Source organism: Armatimonadota bacterium (assembly GCA_016789105.1).
In the GTDB taxonomy this organism is placed as follows: domain Bacteria; phylum Armatimonadota; class Fimbriimonadia; order Fimbriimonadales; family Fimbriimonadaceae; genus UphvI-Ar2.
The window spans coordinates 81,949-97,965 of record JAEURN010000002.1 but is presented as its reverse complement, the minus strand read 5'-3'; the positions used below and the strand labels follow the sequence as shown (position 1 = coordinate 97,965).

Sequence of the window (16,017 nt, the reverse complement as noted above, 5' to 3'; positions counted from 1 at the left end):
GGTAGGATCACGGCGTCAGATGAGGAACCTTGAGCAGATTTTCAAGCAGAACCGGGAGTGGGCGGCCCGGGTGAGCCAGGAAGATCCGGCGTTCTTTGACCGTTTGGCCAAACAACAGAACCCGAAATACTTGTGGATCGGGTGCAGCGACAGCCGCGTGCCGGCCAACCAGGTGATGGGTTTGCCGCCGGGCGAGGTGTTTGTCCACCGCAACATCGCGAACGTGGTGGTGCACACGGATTTGAATTGCCTTTCGGTGTTGCAATATGCCATCGAGGTTTTGCATGTGCAGCATGTCATCGTTTGCGGCCACTATGGTTGCGGCGGGATTAGGGCGGCGCTGGAGCCTTCTGGCCAAGGGGCGGTGGTGAGTTGGCTGCAACATGTGGAAGACATCCACTCCAAATATGGCCAGCGGCTTTCAAAATTGGGCGGCCATGAACGGTTTGACCGGCTTTGCGAATTGAATGTGATGGAGCAGGTGATGAACGTGACCCGGACGTCTATCGTGCAAAACGCCTGGAACGGTTTGCGGCCCCTCAGCGTCCACGGGCTCATTTACTCGCTTCAGGATGGGCTTTTGCGAGATTTAAATGTGACTTGCGAGAACCGCAAAGAATCCACAACCTTGTTTGGCCGCGATTTTTACGAAATGGTCGAGCGATAGCCGGGGCTGGGTCAGGTCGCGCCCTTGGATGTGAAAAAGCGGACCATTTTCCCGCTCGGGGTTTTGTCGGCGATCCGGTTCGCCCGTTCGACAAAGGATCCCAACTCCTCGAACTGGATCCCTCCATGGCTCAGGGAGTTGTGGACGACATAAAGGGCGTTGCCATGCCGGACGACGATTCCGGTGTGCCCTTGCAGGGTGTGGTACCGCCCTGTGTAGCGGAAAACGATGATATCTCCGGGCTTGAGTGCGGCCAGGTTGGTTTGGATGAATCCGTTCCACTGCATAGCGGCGGGCTCATAGAGGTCTCTGGTGGTGAGCCGGGGGTAGGCAGGCCGGGCGAGGGCTCGTAGGTAGTCGGTGACGAACGTGCTGCAATCGTTTTGCCCCCATTTGTAATGGGAACCGCCGATTTCGTACCTTTTGAGGGCATAGACGAGTCCGGGTTGCCCTGCCAGGGCATCGGCGGGGACGGTTTTGCCTTTGAGCGAATACCGGCTTGCTTCGATGAACGGCCCGGCAACCGAGGCGGCAACCAATGCGGCGAGCCCGGCAACGGCCCAAGCCGATGCGGCTATCCATTTCCTCCTCCGGCTGCGGGATCGCGGGATCGCGGGCATTTCCTGATATTTTGACGTCGCGCTGAGATTTGTAAGGATAATGGGGTCGTGAGATGGGGCGGAATCCTGGTGTTGGGGCTTCTCTTTTTGGCCGGGTGCAACCCTCCGCGCCAGAAGCCTGTCCCGCCGGATCGGCCGCGGGCAAACGGGTTTCCCCCGGCCGTCCCCCAGGAGGGTCGGCAATCGCCCGATGAGCGGATCCCGGGATTCGAGGGGGCTGTGGTGGATTCGGACATGACCCGCGCCGAGGCGCTTGGGGGGAAAGATTTCCCGGCAGCGGTCTTAGCCAAGATGGAAGTGGTCAAGGTCGGCTATTTGGGATTTGACGGCAAAGACCACCAGGGGCAGATTGTTGTGGACAGGGATTTGGCGGAAGAAGTTGTGGAGATCTTCCGGGAGATCCGGGCCTCGGGGTTCCCCATCGTGAAAGTGATCCCGGTTTCAGCTTACGGTTGGGATGACCAAGCCTCGATCGACGACCAGAACAGCTCGGGGTTCAACTATCGGTTCACGATCGGACCAGGGACATCGAAGGGCGTGCTCTCCAAGCACGCGTTTGGCCGGGCGATCGATTTGAACCCTTACCAAAACCCGTTTGTTGCGGCAGATGGCAAGACTCCCCGGCCCTACATCCCTGGCGGGAAGGGGGTTTTGGATCCCGGCTCGGCGCCGGTGTTAATTTTCAAGCGTCATGGCTGGACATGGGGCGGGGATTGGAAAGGGGCCAAGGATTACCAGCACTTTGAAAAGAAGTGATTGGGCGATTAAGAAGTTCTAACGGTTTGGGGGTTGTGGATGGCGGGGCGATCCGTGGTATATGTAGACATACGTGCAGTATATTCTCTTTGCTCGCACCATCGGGCTCTGCGCCCAGGAAGCCCTCCGACAATCGGGTTTGGGGGATGACCGGCCGTGCCTGATCCATTCGGGTGGCGCGGTGATCGATTTGAATGCGGCTGCCTTGGCCCGCAAAGCTACTTTGGGGATGCCTCTGAAGGAAGCCAAGACGATTTTGCGGGGGGACGCACTTTGCGTGGAATATGTCCCGGAAAAGTTCGAGCCGGCGCGGGATGGGTGGCTAGAGCCGTTTTTGGTTTACAGCAACCTTGTTCAGGCCGGTCGGGCAGGGGAGGCGTTGGCGGATTTGGCGGGGCACCCAGATCCGGTGGGGATCGCCTCGTTGCTGTTGGGTGACGTCTACCGGGGCACGGGCCTGCCTTTGCTGGCTGGGCTCGCGCCATCGGCATGGTTGGCCCGGGCTTCGGCCCGCCCCTGCAACCCCTCTGCGCTGAGATTGGGGATACCCGCCTTTGAACCGGTTGAGGATCCGGCGGCATGGCTTGCGCCCCAGCCGGTCGGGAACTTGTTGCCCGTGGATTCCAAGGATCGCAAGCGGTTGCGCGACCTCGGGTTCGACCGAATTTCCCAGGTCCAGTTGGTTGACCCTTCCGTGTTGGAGCGACAATTCCCCCGCCGGGGGGTTTTGATCCACTTGGCGGCGATGGGCCGGCTTGCCGACCCGATCCAGCCGAACTACCCTCCGGGAACGTTAGCTGAGTGCCGGCATCTGGGAGGCGTGGTTGGGCGGCTTGAGGTTGATGAAGCCCTCCGTAGCCTGTGCGGGAGGCTTGTCGAGCGGCTTAACCGCGCGGACCAGGAGGCGAAGTCGGTCCTGTTAGCGGTCGGATTCGAGGGCGGGCGGGCATCCCGGATCCAACGGAACCTGGCCAAGCCGCTCGCATCGGCCTCGCAGCTGGCGGTTGTGGCGGGGCACATGTTTGGCGAGGCCGCAATTTGCGAGCCGGTGGAATTCTTGCACCTTTCACTATCGGATCTCCGGTCGGCGCAACGCCGCCAGATGCCATTGGCGCTTGGGATGGGGGACAGCCATGCCAAGCGGCATCTATCGGAGGCATTAGAGCGGGTGAACCTTGCCCATGGGACGAGGGCGGTTATCCCGGCTAGTTCAGTTGTGCTTGATTTCAACCAGCAAGTGCTGAAGGAGTGGAAGCGTGCAACGGGATGGCGTTGAGGTTTTGGCCCGCTGGCGTTTGGCGGGAAAATGGTGGGAGGGCGAGCCCCCGGTGGAGACGGTGCGTTGGGTGGATGGCAAGGGGATCCGGCGGGAATCGGAGCGGCAGCTCCCGGCCTTGGCCGATCCCACCCAGATCAACGGCCGACGCGAGCCCCAGCACGCCTATGAGGATGCTTCGATCCGGCCGCGGAAACGTCGGGACGAAACGGTTGGGAAGGCCTGCGGGTCGGTTAAAGAGACTTCGGTCGTCCGCCCGCGTTTGACGCGTGGCCCGGCCTATGTGCCTTTGCACATCCTTTCGGGCTACAGCTACGGCCGGAGCATTCTGCTGGCCAACGAGGTCCCGCGATTGGCGGCGGCCGCCGGTTTGCCGGCGGTGGCCCTGGTCGACCGGTTCTCGCTTTCGGGGGCAGTTGAACTGGCGAAAGAGTGCGGCAAACAAGGTGTGAAGCCCTTGATCGGCGCGTCGTTGGAAATGCCGGAGGGTGGAGAACTGGTCTTGATCGCCCAGAATGCGGCGGGCTATGTTTCGTTGAGCCGTTTGGTGACGGAATGCCACCTGGCCGAGCCCCGCCGGCACCCGCTATGCACATGGGACCGTTTGGCGCGGCACCGGGACGGCCTTCTGTGTTTGACCGGGGGGAATGTTGGCCCCCTTGACCGTTTGTTGGCGCGCAAGGATTTTGCCGGCGCTGACCGTTTGATCAACCGTTTGGTCGATTTCTTTGGTTCAGGCCGCATCTTTTTGGAAGTTGAGCGGTCGTACCTGCCCTGGGGGATTGAGGTCGAGCGTCGCCTGCGGGAATTGGGCACGCGCTATGGGTTGGCGTTGGTTGCCGGGGGGGCGGTGACGCATCGCAGGCGGTCGCATTTTCCGGCGCAGGATGTTGCGGTTTGCGCCGAGACCTTGGCTCGCGTAGAGGAGGTTTTGGGCCGCAAACCGCGGCGGCACCCCAGCCAGCCGGATGTTTGCAGTGCGCCTTTGCGTTCGATGAATGCGGAAGGGTTCTTCCGGACATCGCAGGAGATGGCAGAGTTGTTTGCCGACGCCCCGGACCTTTTGGCGGGGACGTTACAGGTTGCCGAGATGTGCGAACCGGATGTTTTGCCGGGGCCGACCCGCTTGCCTTTGGCAGCGCCGGATCCAGACCGAGCCCTCCACCAAGCGGTGGAATCTGGGTTGCACGAATGGCACCGCCACGTTTCTCCCGCGTTGAGGAAGCGGGTTGCATGGGAGTTGGAGCGGATCATCCGGCTGGGGTATGCGAACCATTTTCTGGTGGCGTGGGACATGTGTAATTGGGCCCGGCGGGAGGGGATCCAGTTCAGCGGGAGGGGATCGGTGGTGGATGCGGCGGTTTCATACTGTTTGGGGTTCAGCCGCATCGATGCGTTTGAGCATTGTTTGCACTTCGACCGTTTTTTGCCGGCCGATGGCACCAAGCAGCCGGATATCGACATCGATTTCGAGGCGTCGCGCCGTGAGGACGTCCGGAGTTATCTCACAAACAAGTACGGGCAGGGTCATGTGGCGACGGTGGCGGCCATGGGTTCTTACCGGTCGCGGGGGATTTTGCGGGCCGTAGGCAAGGCTTTGTCGATCCCGGAATCCACGATCGGATATGTGGCCAAAAAGATCCATGGTGGGGTGACGCCGGAGACCCTGTATGATGCGATCCAGAAACGGCCGGAGCTGCGGGAATCGAACATTAGCCGGGAACGGTTCCAGTGGGTGTTCAAGCTGGCGGAGTTGCTGCGGGATGTTCCCACAAACATCCGGGCCCATTCGTCGGGGGTGGTGATCAGCGAGACCCCGCTGACCGATACCGTTCCCTTAATGTGGTCCGGGTCGGGAGAGGACGAATCGGGGTTCATCCAGATCATCCAATGGGACAAGCGGAGCGCCAAACGGTGTTTTGTGAAGTTCGACATCCTGTGTTTGCGAGGGCAGGATGTCCTTTCGGGGGTTCAGCACCGGCTGGTTCGGGAGGATGCGGGTTTCATGGTCGACAAGCTTTCGACGGACGACCCCGCGATCTACCGGGCGATGCGATCCAGCCAGACGGTTGGCATCCCCCAGTCGGCATCTCCGGCCATGACGCAGGCCCACGCCCGGATCAAGACGGGGAACCTTGAAGATGCAAGCCTCGTGCAAGCCGGGATCCGGCCCGGAGTGGGGGGGGCGGTCAAATTGAACACATTGATTGCCCGGCGGCATGGCGAGCCATATTCGTTTAGCCACCCCGACCTGGAAGAGATTTTGGGCCACACCTATGGGATTGTCGTGTTCCAGGAACAGGTGGACCAGTTACTTGAGCGTTTTTGCGGGCTCAGCGGGGGGGAGGCGGAGGAGATCCGGGAAGGGATCCACGAAAAGCGGCACCACGATTTTGGGCTTAAGATTCGGCAGGGGTTGTTTGAAAGCACGGTGGCGCGGGGCTACCCGGCGCAAGTGGCCCAAGAGGTCATCGATTTGATCGTGAGTTTCAAAGGCTATGGGTTTGCCCAAGGCCATGCGCTGGCGTTTGCGGAGATTTCTGCGCGGTCGGTTTATTGCCAGCAGAACTTTCCGGCGGATTATTTCGCCGCGTTGCTAGATGCCCAGCCGGCTGGTTACTATGGTCCATCAACCCTTGTGAACGAGGCGCGCATCCGGGGTTTGAAGGTTTTGCCCGTGGATGTGGATGTGAGCGGCCACCGGGTTCAAGTGGAGGATGTCCGGAGCGAAGACCCCACGATGACGATCCCAAAGGGGGGCATCCGGCTCGACTTGGGGTTTGTGCACGGGCTTTCCCGGTCGGTTAGGGATCGGATTGTGGCGGCGGAACGGCCCTTCCGGTCTTTTTTTGATTTTGTGGTGCGGATCCGCCCTGACAGCAACGAATTGGAAAACCTGATCCTTTGCGGTGCGCTGGACGGCTTGCACGGGAACCGCCGGGCCATGCTGTGGGCAATGGGGTCGGCGTTCCAATATGCCCGTTCCGTTGCCCCTTCCCCGGATCGGTTGCCGCTGGAGCACCCAGAACCGCCGATGCCTTTGGATGTGGTGGATTTCAACTTTTCCGAGAAGCGGCTTGCCGAACGCGGCGTGCTCGGGCTGGACATCGACCAGCATTTGTTGGCTTACGAACGGGAACGGATTCGGGCGCACGGGGGCATCACGGCAGCCGAGGCGCGGGGGCTGCCCCACGGGGCCAAGGGGTTCATTGTTGGCAACCCGATCCGTTTGCGGTTCCCGCCGACACCGACCGGCAAGCGTGTGGTGTTCTTTGACCTGGAAGATGAATCCGGGTTGATGAACGTGACTTGCTTCGACGACGTTTACCAGCGGTACGGCCATGCGATCGTGCTATCGCAATACGCGACGGTGCGGGGGGTGATCCAACGGCGGAACGACTATCCGGCATTCTTGGCTTCGGCGGTCATCCCCTATCATCCGCTGATCTTGGCGGAGAGCGTGACGCGGCGGGGAACGCTTAAAACGGCGGATTTTTTGGTGGGGTAGCTTTGCGCGACCCCACCCGGTATTGGGCCCGGTCAGGCCTTTTTGCGCTTGCGGGCCAGGATTGCGGCCGCACCCAGCACGAGGAACGTTGCCGGTTCCGGCACGCCTTCGGCCCCGATGAGGGCTTGGTAGTTGTTGCCGTTGGCACCATGGGACGTCGGGACGTAAACGGTGAGGTTATAACTGTCTGGGCCGCCCGTGTTGAGTGTTGCGGCATAGAGAGACACTTTGCTGGCCACCCCGCCCGAAAGGCCGCTGGCTGTGAATGTCCCGGCGGCCATTCCATCGCCGCCATCGACAACGACATCCCACAGCACCAATTGGAAGGCAGCGGCGGTGTCGGCGTCGGTCACGTCGGCATAGGAATTGGAGAACAGGTTCGCGATTTGGGCAGCATTGGCCAAAACCCCGACCGGGTTGACCGTTGCGCCATAGCTGAAGCCGTTTTGGTTGTTGTGATCCAAGTCCACGCAATAGAGTGGGACATCGGGGGCGCCATCGATGCTGACGCTTTGGGCGCCGGAATAGACGTTGACGTTCCCAGAGCCATGGTTGATGGTGACGGTTTGATAGAACCCCGGGACCATGCCATGGATATCGAGGTTGACGGCTTGAGCGGCGGCCACGCAGGCGGACGCGACAAGGATGGCGAGTGCTTTGTACATGTTTTGACTCCTCTCCGAACCGCTAGCCAACGCCAGCAGAATTTTCGGATGCCCAGATTATAGCAGAAATTGCGCCCGGAAGGACAAGAAAACGCGTGAACAGAGGAAATTGGGAATATTGTCTGGCTGCCGCTGTAGGATTCGAACCTACGACCCGCTGATAAACAGTTACTCCTGAAACTGTCCGTTGGTGTGGTGTTTAGTACTGTTTTAGGTTCAAAATCGTGGATTCGGTCTCACCATTTTGTCAACTGCGTCCGCTGAATTCCGTCGCGGTTGTTGTACGGGTTGTTGTACGATCCCGCCTTCAAAGTGTTTTCTTGATATCAAATTGATACCGGCGGGACGGGCTTGACACGGGCTTGATGGGGTGGGGTTACACGATGGTGTCATGGACATTTTGGCTATGGCGTTGATCGTAGCGTTGGCTTTGGCGACGCTTGGGTTCGTGGCGTTGTGCGACCGACTGGCAGAGGTGAAGGAGTGACCGAGGTGGACATTCTCGGTATTGTCGGGGCCCTGATTTTGGGGTACTTGGGGTTCGCGTTGTTAAAGCCGGAGAAGTTTTAGGATGTCCGGTTGGATTCAGATCGCGGTTTATTTGGCGGTCTTGATCGGGTTGTCCTTTCCTTTGGGCCGGTTTATGGCGAAGGTGTTCGATGGGGAGCGGCATTTGCTTTCTAAAGTCTTTGGATGGTTGGAGCGACTCGTTCTTCGGGTTGGCGGGGTGGATGCGACCGAGGAGCAGGGGTGGAAGCGGTATGCGTGGTCGGTCATTGCGTTCAATCTGCTTGGGGCAGTGGCTGTCTTTGGATTGCAACGGTTGCAAGCCGTGCTACCGGTCAATCCGGATGCGATGAGGTCGGTATCGGCGGATTCGGCGTTCAATACGGCGATGAGCTTTGCGACCAACACGAACTGGCAGGGTTATGGGGGCGAATCGACGATGAGTTACTTCACCCAGATGTTGGGGTTGGGGGTTCAGAACTTTTTGAGTGCGGCGACGGGGATGGCGGTTCTGGTGGCGTTGATCCGGGGGTTGCGAGCAAAAGAGGCTGCGACCATCGGGAATTTCTGGGTGGATATGACCCGGGCGACGGTTTATGTGTTGTTGCCCCTGTCGGTCGTGTTGGCGATGGCATTAGTTGGTCAAGGGGTTGTGCAAACGTTCGATCCGGCGGTGAAAACGGTTGCGGGCCAGGTGATAGCCCTTGGCCCGGCGGCATCGCAGATTGCGATTAAGCAGCTGGGAACGAATGGGGGCGGGTTTTTCAATGTGAATTCGGCGCATCCGTTTGAAAATCCGACAGGGCTCTCCAACTTTCTTGAGTGCTTGGCGATTTTGCTCATTCCGGCGGCACTTTGCATCACATTTGGGGAGATGGTCAAAGATCGGCGTCAGGGGTGGGCGGTGCTCGCCGCTATGTCGGCGCTTTTGTTGATGTTCTTGGTTCCGACGGTGCTTGCCGAGCAACATGGCAATCCGGCATTTAAGGATCTCGGTTTGGCGAGTACGGCGAATTGGGAAGGGAAAGAAGCCCGGTTTGGGATTGAGAATTCCGCGCTGTGGGCGGTGGCGACTACGGCGGCAAGCAATGGGTCGGTGAATTCGATGCACGATTCGTATACGCCGGTCGGCGGGATGTTGCCGATGCTCTTGATCCAGTTGGGTGAAGTGGTTTTTGGGGGCGTTGGTTCTGGGTTGTACGGGATGCTGGTGTTTGCGATCATCGCCGTGTTTATCGCCGGGTTGATGGTTGGTCGGACACCGGAATACTTGGGAAAGAAGATCAGCCCGTACGAGATGAAGATGGCGTCGTTAGTGATTCTGATCCCATGCGCAGTTGTTTTGATCGGAACGGCAGCGGCATTGATGAACGGTGCCGGTCAGACGGGAATGGCGAATCCGGGGGCGCATGGGTTTAGCGAACTTCTGTATGCCTATTCCAGCATGGGGAACAACAATGGGTCGGCGTTTGCAGGGTTCGGGGCAAATTTGCCGTTCCATAACTATGTCGGCGGTGCGATTATGTGGATCAGCCGGTTTTGGTTGATCGTTCCGGTTTTGGCACTCGCAGGATCGCTTGCTAAGAAGCGGGTCACGCCTTCAGGGCCGGGGACGTTGCCGACCCATACATCGCTTTTTGTTTGCCTCTTGTGCGGGACGGTTCTGATCGTCGGCGCACTCACTTTCATACCGGCTTTGGCATTGGGGCCGGTGGTCGAACAGATTCAAATGCACGGAGCGCGGTGATGGCAGATGCAACTCAAAAACTCTTTGATTCCCGGTTGATGAAGAAGGCAGTCGGACAATCGTTCGTCAAACTCGATCCTCGTCTTCAGTTGAAGAACCCGGTGATGTTCGTGGTCTTTGTCGGGTCTGTCGCCACGACATTGATTTGTGCGATGGCTTTTTCGCCGTTTGTGCTGGGGATTACGCTGTGGCTTTGGTTCACGGTGCTGTTCGCCAATTTTGCCGAGGCGATGGCGGAGGGTCGGGGCAAGGCACAGGCAGCCGCACTCAGGTCGTCCAAGCAGGATGTTCCGGCAAGGAAGATCGACTACCGTTCCCATTCGGGTAAGGGTCTGGAGATCTTGGAAGTGAGCTCGTCGGAGATGGTTTCGGCGAATACTTTACGAAAGGGCGATTTCGTATTCATTCGGGCCGGGGAATTTGTTCCCGCCGATGGCGAGATTGTGGAGGGGGTTGCGACGGTTGACGAGAGTGCGATTACGGGTGAATCTGCGCCGGTGATCCGGGAAGCGGGGGGCGACCGGAGTTCGGTCACCGGTGGAACGAAAGTGCTGAGCGACTGGATCGTGGTGCAGGTGTCCGCCGATCCGGGCGAAGGGTTTTTGGATAGGATGATCGCGATGGTGGAAGGGGCGAAACGACAGAAGACCCCGAACGAAATCGCGCTTAGCATTTTGTTGGCGGCGCTGACGATTATCTTTTTGCTCGCTTGTTTGACGATTGTGCCGTTTTCACAGTATGCGGTCGAATCGTCGGGCAAGGGTTCGGTCATCAGCATCCCGGTGGTCGTTTCGCTTTTGGTTTGCTTAATTCCCACGACGATCGGCGGTTTGCTGAGTGCGATTGGGATTGCGGGCATGGACCGGTTGATGCGTAAGAATGTGATCGCGACGAGTGGCCGGGCGGTCGAAGCAGCGGGCGACGTCGATGTCTTGTTGCTCGATAAGACAGGAACGATCACACTCGGCAACCGTCAAGCGGTGGAGTTTCGCCCTGCGCCGGGAGTTTCGGCTAGCGACTTGGGGGCGGCGGCACAACTTTCGAGCCTCGCCGACGAAACACCTGAGGGACGAAGCATCGTGATCCTCGCCAAAGAGCAGTTTGGGTTGCGGGGACGTGAGGTGGGCGGCGAAACGTTTGTGCCGTTCATGGCCCAGACCCGGATGTCGGGTGTGGATTTTGAAGGCGGAAAGTTACGGAAAGGCGCGCAAGATGCGATCCGAAAGTGGGTTGAGGAAGCGGGGTCACGATTTCCGCAAGAAGTTGAAAACGACGTCGATGACATTGCGCGGGCAGGCGGTACGCCCCTGGTGGTCGCCGAAGAGGGCCGGGTGCTGGGGACGATTTACTTGAAAGACATCGTAAAAGGAGGGATCAAGGAGCGGTTTGCTGAGCTTCGGCAAATGGGGATCAAGACGGTGATGGTCACCGGCGACAACCCAAAGACGGCGGCGGCGATTGCGGCAGAGTCGGGTGTGGACGACTTTCTGGCAGAAGCGACGCCGGAGGCGAAGTTGAAGTTGATTCGCGAATATCAGCAAGGCGGTCGTTTGGTGGCGATGACGGGCGATGGAACGAATGATGCGCCAGCCCTCGCTCAAGCCGACGTCGCGGTTGCGATGAATTCGGGAACGCAAGCGGCGAAGGAAGCGGGGAATATGGTCGATTTGGACAGTAACCCGACTAAGTTGATCGAGATTGTCGAGACGGGTAAGCAGTTGTTGATGACAAGGGGGTCGCTCACGACCTTCAGTATTGCCAACGATATTGCCAAGTACTTTGCGATCATCCCGGCGGCATTTGCGGCGACCTATCCGGAACTCGGCGTTCTCAACGTTATGGGGCTGAAGACACCGGAAAGCGCGATTATGAGCGCGGTTATCTTTAATGCCCTTGTCATTGTGTTCTTGATTCCGCTGGCGTTGAAGGGCGTTCGGTATCGACCAATGGGGGCAGACCAAGTGTTGAAGAGCAATTTGCTCATTTACGGCTTAGGCGGGTTGGTTGTGCCGTTTATCGGCATCAAAGTCATCGACCTGTTGATCGGAGGGTTTTTCAAATGAAAGAAGTGATCGTTGCAATCCGGGTGTTCGTTGTTCTGACGGTTTTGACGGGTGTTGTCTATCCGCTTGTGATAACCGGCGTTGCCCAAGCGATGTTCCCGCAGCAAGCGAACGGGTCGTTGATCCGCCAGGATGGCCGAGTCGTCGGATCGTCATTGATCGGTCGGCAATTCGATGATCCGAAATACTTCTGGGGGCGTCCCTCGGCAACCTCGCCGGATCCCTACAATGGGACGGCGTCATCGGGGAGCAATTTAGGGCCGACAAATCCTGATTTGATGAAGGCGATTCAGGGGCGGGTGGATGCGTTGCGGGCGGCTGACTCGGGGAACGACCAGCCGATTCCGACTGATTTGGTGACGGCGAGCGGAAGCGGTCTTGATCCGCACGTTTCGGTTGCGGCGGCGGAATACCAAATTCCCCGAATTGCGAGGTCGCGGGGAATGAAGGAGACCGACGTTCGGACATTGGTTAGCAAAAACACGCACGGCTCGGATTTTGGAGTTTTCGGGGAGCGGGTGGTGAATGTTCAGGAACTAAATCTCGACCTTGACCGGGCCAAAGCCCGCTAATCTTGATGGAACCCCGCCGCCCCGACCCTGATGCATTGTTGGCAAGCGTTCCGAGCGAGAAACGCGGGCGGATGAAATTGTATTTGGGCATGGCGGCGGGGGTTGGAAAAACGTATGCGATGCTTTCCGATGCACGGGACGCCCAGAAGCGAGGGATTGAAGTGGTTATCGGCTATTTGGAGCCCCACGACCGGCCCGATACTCTTGCCCAAGCCGTCGGTCTCGAAGTCATCTCGCCGAAGATGATCAAGCATAAAGGCGTGCTGTTGGCAGAGCTCAATGTGGAAGCTGTCGTCGAAGCCGGGCCAGCCATCTGCCTCGTCGACGAGCTTGCCCATAGCAATGCTCCGGGTTCGCGACATGTTAAACGGTGGCAGGATATCGAGGATTTACTCGACGCAGGAATCGAAGTTTGGACGACGGTTAATATCCAGCACATCGAGAGTTTGCGCGACATTGTTGCCCAGGTAACCGGCGTCTTCGTTCAAGAGACGGTTCCGGATGTTTTTATCGAACGCGCCGACGAGATCGAACTGGTTGACATTCCGCCAGAGGCGTTGCAGCAACGTTTGCGCGAGGGCAAGATTTATGCGCCGGAGAAGATTGAGCTGGCACTCAGTCAGTTTTTCTCCAAGGGCAATTTGCTGGCATTGCGGGAGCTCGCGTTGCGGCATACAGCCGAGCGCGTGGACGAGGAACTTCTGAAGTCCCGCCGAACACAGTTGGCAATCGAACCTTGGCATACGCGTGAGCGCATTTTGGTTTGCGTTGCTGCAAACATGATGGCAAGGCGGATCGTACGGGCCTCCCGTCGCCTGGCTTCCAGTCTGAAGGCGGACTTTTTGGCGGTCAGTGTTTCGTCGCCTCGTCAATCGCCTTCAGATCGGGGCAAGGTAGAGCTTGAATCGGCAATGACGCTTGCCGAACAACTGGGAGCTAAGACAGCGACTCTGGCGGGCGGGGACATTGTGGGAGAACTTATCCGTTATGCCCAATCTGAGAACGTCACGACAATCGTTATGGGGAAACCGATCAAGCCTCGCTGGCAGGAGTATGTCTTTGGATCGGTCGTCGATCATACAGTTCGGGCAAGCGGGGATATCGATGTTTTAGTTGTGACGGGAAACGATGCGAATCAAGGAATGAAGTCAGTTTCCCGACGTAGTTCGTGGGATTGGAGGGGTTCGTTGGAGGCGGTGGGTTGGGTCGCGGCGAGTTCATGGTTTGGCATTCTGGTCGAATCCGATGTTCAACCGGCGAACCTAATCATGCTGTATTTGATTGGCGTGGTCGCTGTGTCGTTGAGGCACGACCGATATTCCTCAATGGTTTGCGCATTGGGTTCAGTATTGGCTTATGACTTCTTTTTCACCGAACCACGACATACCTTGCACGTTAACGATTTCCGCGACTTTATCACATTTGGGGTGATGCTTGCGGTCTCCATGATTTTGAGTTCCTTGACGGCCCGGCTCAAAGAGCAGAACCGGGCGCTTTCGGAAAGGGAGCGAAACACCGGTGCACTTTATTCGTTAAGTCAAGCTTTGGCGGCAACCCGAAGCAAGACGGAAATGGCAAGAGCGGCAGTGGAGGCGATCCGAACGTTGACCGGGGCGGATGCGGCGGTGTTGAGGGTTGACTCGTCGGGTTCGATGAAGGTCTTGGGGGAATCTGAATCGGGGTTTGATAATGACGTTAAAGAGCGGGCAGTTGCCGAATGGGTGATCGAACACGGCAAGCCAGCGGGATCGACGACGAATACCCTGGCGGGATCGGCGGGATGGTATTTGCCTTTGAAGGGATCGGGGAAGACTTTTGGGGCCATAGCGGTGAAGGTTGAGCGGGCTGAAGATTGGCGCATTGATAAGCGCCATTTGGTTGAGGCGATTGCGAACCAGTTGACAACGGCGATTGAACGGGCCCAGTTCGCGAAGGAATCCCACCAGGCCACACTAAAGGCCGAATCGGAACAGCTGAGAAGCGACTTGTTGAGTTCTGTGTCGCATGATTTGCGTACTCCGCTGGCTTCGATTACCGGATCGGCTTCTGCCCTTGAAATTCAACCAGAATTGACGGGCCAAAGCCGCGAGCTGGCGGCAACGATCCGGGAAGAATCGAACCGGCTGGAGCGTTTGGTGCGCAACCTGCTCGACATGACACGGATCCAAGGAAAGGTCGATTTGAGGCTAGATTGGTATACGCTCGACGAAGTCGTTGAGAGTGCGATATCCCGGTCAGCTGACCTGTTTGATTTGCCGGTGGTTGTTGAAACTCCCCCCAAGCCGATCATGGTGCAAATTGATGGATTGCTGTTTGAGCAGGTTTTGGTCAACCTGCTGGAAAACGCATCTCGCCACGCCGGGCGGGACACGGTGGTAACGATCCGATTGAGTCGAGCCGAAGGTTTTGCCGTAATTGGGTTTGAAGATCTAGGGCCGGGGATTTCGCCGGACAGACAACCGCACGTCTTTGACCGGTTTGAAAGCGGCGGGGCGGTGGGTTCGGGGCTCGGGCTCGCCATTGCAAAGGCGGCGGTCGAAGCGCATGGGGGAACCATTGATTTGGTTCCTTCGCCGGTCGGCGCAAAATTTGAAATCAGAGTTCCGCTTGGGAAGGAAGTTGACGATGTCTGAGCCTATCCGCGTTGTGGTCATCGAAGACGAGTTAGCGATAAGGAGATTCCTGAAAGCATCGTTTGGCGATGGAGAAGCTGAACTCCACGAAGCCAGTACTGGAGCTGAGGGGCTGACCCTTATAGCCCGAAAGAATCCCCAAGTGGTGCTTCTTGATCTTGGTTTGCCAGACCAAGACGGGCTCGACGCGTTGCGGGAACTTCGCACCTGGTCGAATGTGCCGGTGATTGTATTAACTGCACGGGGAAAAGATTCGGACAAAGTCACTGCTTTGGATAGCGGCGCGGACGATTATCTGACTAAGCCGTTTTCGGTAGCGGAGTTGATGGCGAGAATCCGGGTTGCGATGCGACGCGCCCAGATTCAAGACCAATCGATACCGTCTACGATTGAAGTGGGTTTGTTGTCACTTGATCTGGCTGGACATATTGCATCTATTGGAGGGGCTGTGCTGCCCCTTACTCAAATTGAGTTTAAGCTCCTTGCGATCCTTGCCCAAAACGTGGATCGGGTGGTTACACAAAGACACCTTTTGCGGGAAGTGTGGGGGCCAGCCTACGAAGATTCGACGCATACGCTTAGAGTTCATATGGCGAACTTGCGGCAGAAGGTCAAACCTACGGTTTTGATCAAGACCGACATCGGTGTTGGATATCGCTTGATCCGGGGGTGAGTCTAAGTTTCTCTGCTGTCAATTATGCTTTCATATGTTCGATTACCTAACAAAAAAACCGCCTTACCTGGCGGCTTTAGGTTCAAATTAGTGGCTGCCGCTGTAGGATTCGAACCTACGACCCGCTGATTAACAGTCAGCTGCTCTACCACTGAGCTAAGCGGCAGCTTGGAATCGAAACGATACCCTAGGATTATCGGCGATGTGGGCGTTTTGCTTCAGCAGTCCGGGCCGCAATTGACAATCGGGCCCATTGAGATCCCCACGGCTCTCCGGCTAGGGTGCCATGGTGCAGGCGGGAGCTTGGGAGACCCGCCTGCACCAAGTGAC

12 protein-coding genes and 1 tRNA gene are annotated in these 16,017 nt (G+C 58.0%); 10 read left to right on the top strand and 3 right to left on the bottom strand.

Annotated features, from left to right (window positions below):
• Positions 1 to 19 precede the first annotated feature (19 nt).
• The gene (gene can / locus JNM28_01290; protein MBL8067060.1) at positions 20 to 667 is read left to right on the top strand and encodes a carbonate dehydratase; all 648 of its coding nucleotides are present in this window, start codon (positions 20 to 22) and stop codon (positions 665 to 667) included.
• Between the two features lie 11 nt (positions 668 to 678).
• Here the strand turns inward: can and JNM28_01285 are convergent, their stop codons facing one another.
• On the bottom strand, positions 679 to 1,287 hold the full coding sequence (locus JNM28_01285; GenBank protein ID MBL8067059.1) for a CHAP domain-containing protein: 609 nt from the start codon (positions 1,285 to 1,287) through the stop codon (positions 679 to 681).
• Positions 1,288 to 1,335: 48 nt separating this feature from the next.
• On the opposite strand from JNM28_01285, the gene JNM28_01280 reads away from it, so the two are divergent.
• The 3 genes from JNM28_01280 to JNM28_01270 all read left to right on the top strand — a co-directional run bounded on the left by JNM28_01280 (position 1,336) and on the right by JNM28_01270 (position 6,827).
• Complete coding sequence (locus tag JNM28_01280; protein ID MBL8067058.1) at positions 1,336 to 2,043, top strand: M15 family metallopeptidase; 708 nt, start codon at positions 1,336 to 1,338, stop codon at positions 2,041 to 2,043.
• A 73-nt stretch (positions 2,044 to 2,116) separates the two neighbouring features.
• Positions 2,117 to 3,319, top strand: coding sequence for a hypothetical protein (locus tag JNM28_01275; GenBank protein MBL8067057.1), 1,203 nt, complete (start codon positions 2,117 to 2,119; stop codon positions 3,317 to 3,319).
• Positions 3,300 to 6,827, top strand: coding sequence for a DNA polymerase III subunit alpha (locus JNM28_01270; protein MBL8067056.1), 3,528 nt, complete (start codon positions 3,300 to 3,302; stop codon positions 6,825 to 6,827). Before JNM28_01275 ends, JNM28_01270 begins: the two co-directional genes overlap by 20 nt.
• 32 nt (positions 6,828 to 6,859) lie before the next feature.
• Here the strand turns inward: JNM28_01270 and JNM28_01265 are convergent, their stop codons facing one another.
• A complete protein-coding gene (locus JNM28_01265) occupies positions 6,860 to 7,492 on the bottom strand; it encodes a PEP-CTERM sorting domain-containing protein (protein ID MBL8067055.1) in 633 nt (210 codons plus the stop codon).
• Between the two features lie 456 nt (positions 7,493 to 7,948).
• Between JNM28_01265 and JNM28_01260 the strand changes: the two genes are divergently transcribed.
• From JNM28_01260 to JNM28_01235, 6 genes are all read left to right on the top strand, one after another.
• Positions 7,949 to 8,062 carry a potassium-transporting ATPase subunit F gene (locus JNM28_01260; protein MBL8067054.1) on the top strand — a complete coding sequence of 38 codons (114 nt, stop codon included), beginning with the start codon at positions 7,949 to 7,951 and terminating at the stop codon, positions 8,060 to 8,062.
• A 1-nt stretch (position 8,063) separates the two neighbouring features.
• On the top strand, positions 8,064 to 9,746 hold the full coding sequence (gene kdpA / locus JNM28_01255; protein MBL8067053.1) for a potassium-transporting ATPase subunit KdpA: 1,683 nt from the start codon (positions 8,064 to 8,066) through the stop codon (positions 9,744 to 9,746).
• On the top strand, positions 9,746 to 11,809 hold the full coding sequence (kdpB, locus tag JNM28_01250) for a potassium-transporting ATPase subunit KdpB (protein ID MBL8067052.1): 2,064 nt from the start codon (positions 9,746 to 9,748) through the stop codon (positions 11,807 to 11,809). The genes kdpA and kdpB overlap by 1 nt, the downstream gene beginning before the upstream one ends.
• Complete coding sequence (kdpC, locus tag JNM28_01245; GenBank protein MBL8067051.1) at positions 11,806 to 12,381, top strand: potassium-transporting ATPase subunit KdpC; 576 nt, start codon at positions 11,806 to 11,808, stop codon at positions 12,379 to 12,381. Before kdpB ends, kdpC begins: the two co-directional genes overlap by 4 nt.
• Before the next feature lie 71 nt (positions 12,382 to 12,452).
• Positions 12,453 to 15,014 (top strand): sensor histidine kinase KdpD, encoded by a 2,562-nt coding sequence (locus tag JNM28_01240; protein MBL8067050.1) that lies wholly within the window; start codon positions 12,453 to 12,455, stop codon positions 15,012 to 15,014.
• Entirely contained in the window at positions 15,007 to 15,687 is a 681-nt protein-coding gene (locus JNM28_01235) for a response regulator (protein ID MBL8067049.1), read from the top strand. The genes JNM28_01240 and JNM28_01235 overlap by 8 nt, the downstream gene beginning before the upstream one ends.
• A 91-nt stretch (positions 15,688 to 15,778) precedes the next feature.
• Here JNM28_01235 and JNM28_01230 read toward each other — a convergent pair.
• Positions 15,779 to 15,853: transfer RNA gene (locus JNM28_01230), tRNA-Asn, on the bottom strand.
• Positions 15,854 to 16,017 lie beyond the last annotated feature (164 nt).

Excerpts from the sequence above, each read along its gene's own strand:
- can (MBL8067060.1), top strand. The coding sequence starts at position 20 with ATGAGGAACCTTGAGCAGATTTTCAAGCAGAACCGGGAGTGGGCGGCC.
- JNM28_01285 (MBL8067059.1), bottom strand. The coding sequence starts at position 1,287 with ATGCCCGCGATCCCGCGATCCCGCAGCCGGAGGAGGAAATGGATAGCC.
- JNM28_01265 (MBL8067055.1), bottom strand. The coding sequence starts at position 7,492 with ATGTACAAAGCACTCGCCATCCTTGTCGCGTCCGCCTGCGTGGCCGCC.
- kdpA (MBL8067053.1), top strand. The coding sequence starts at position 8,064 with ATGTCCGGTTGGATTCAGATCGCGGTTTATTTGGCGGTCTTGATCGGG.
- kdpB (MBL8067052.1), top strand. The coding sequence starts at position 9,746 with ATGGCAGATGCAACTCAAAAACTCTTTGATTCCCGGTTGATGAAGAAG.
- kdpC (MBL8067051.1), top strand. The coding sequence starts at position 11,806 with ATGAAAGAAGTGATCGTTGCAATCCGGGTGTTCGTTGTTCTGACGGTT.
- JNM28_01240 (MBL8067050.1), top strand. The coding sequence starts at position 12,453 with ATGAAATTGTATTTGGGCATGGCGGCGGGGGTTGGAAAAACGTATGCG.
- JNM28_01235 (MBL8067049.1), top strand. The coding sequence starts at position 15,007 with ATGTCTGAGCCTATCCGCGTTGTGGTCATCGAAGACGAGTTAGCGATA.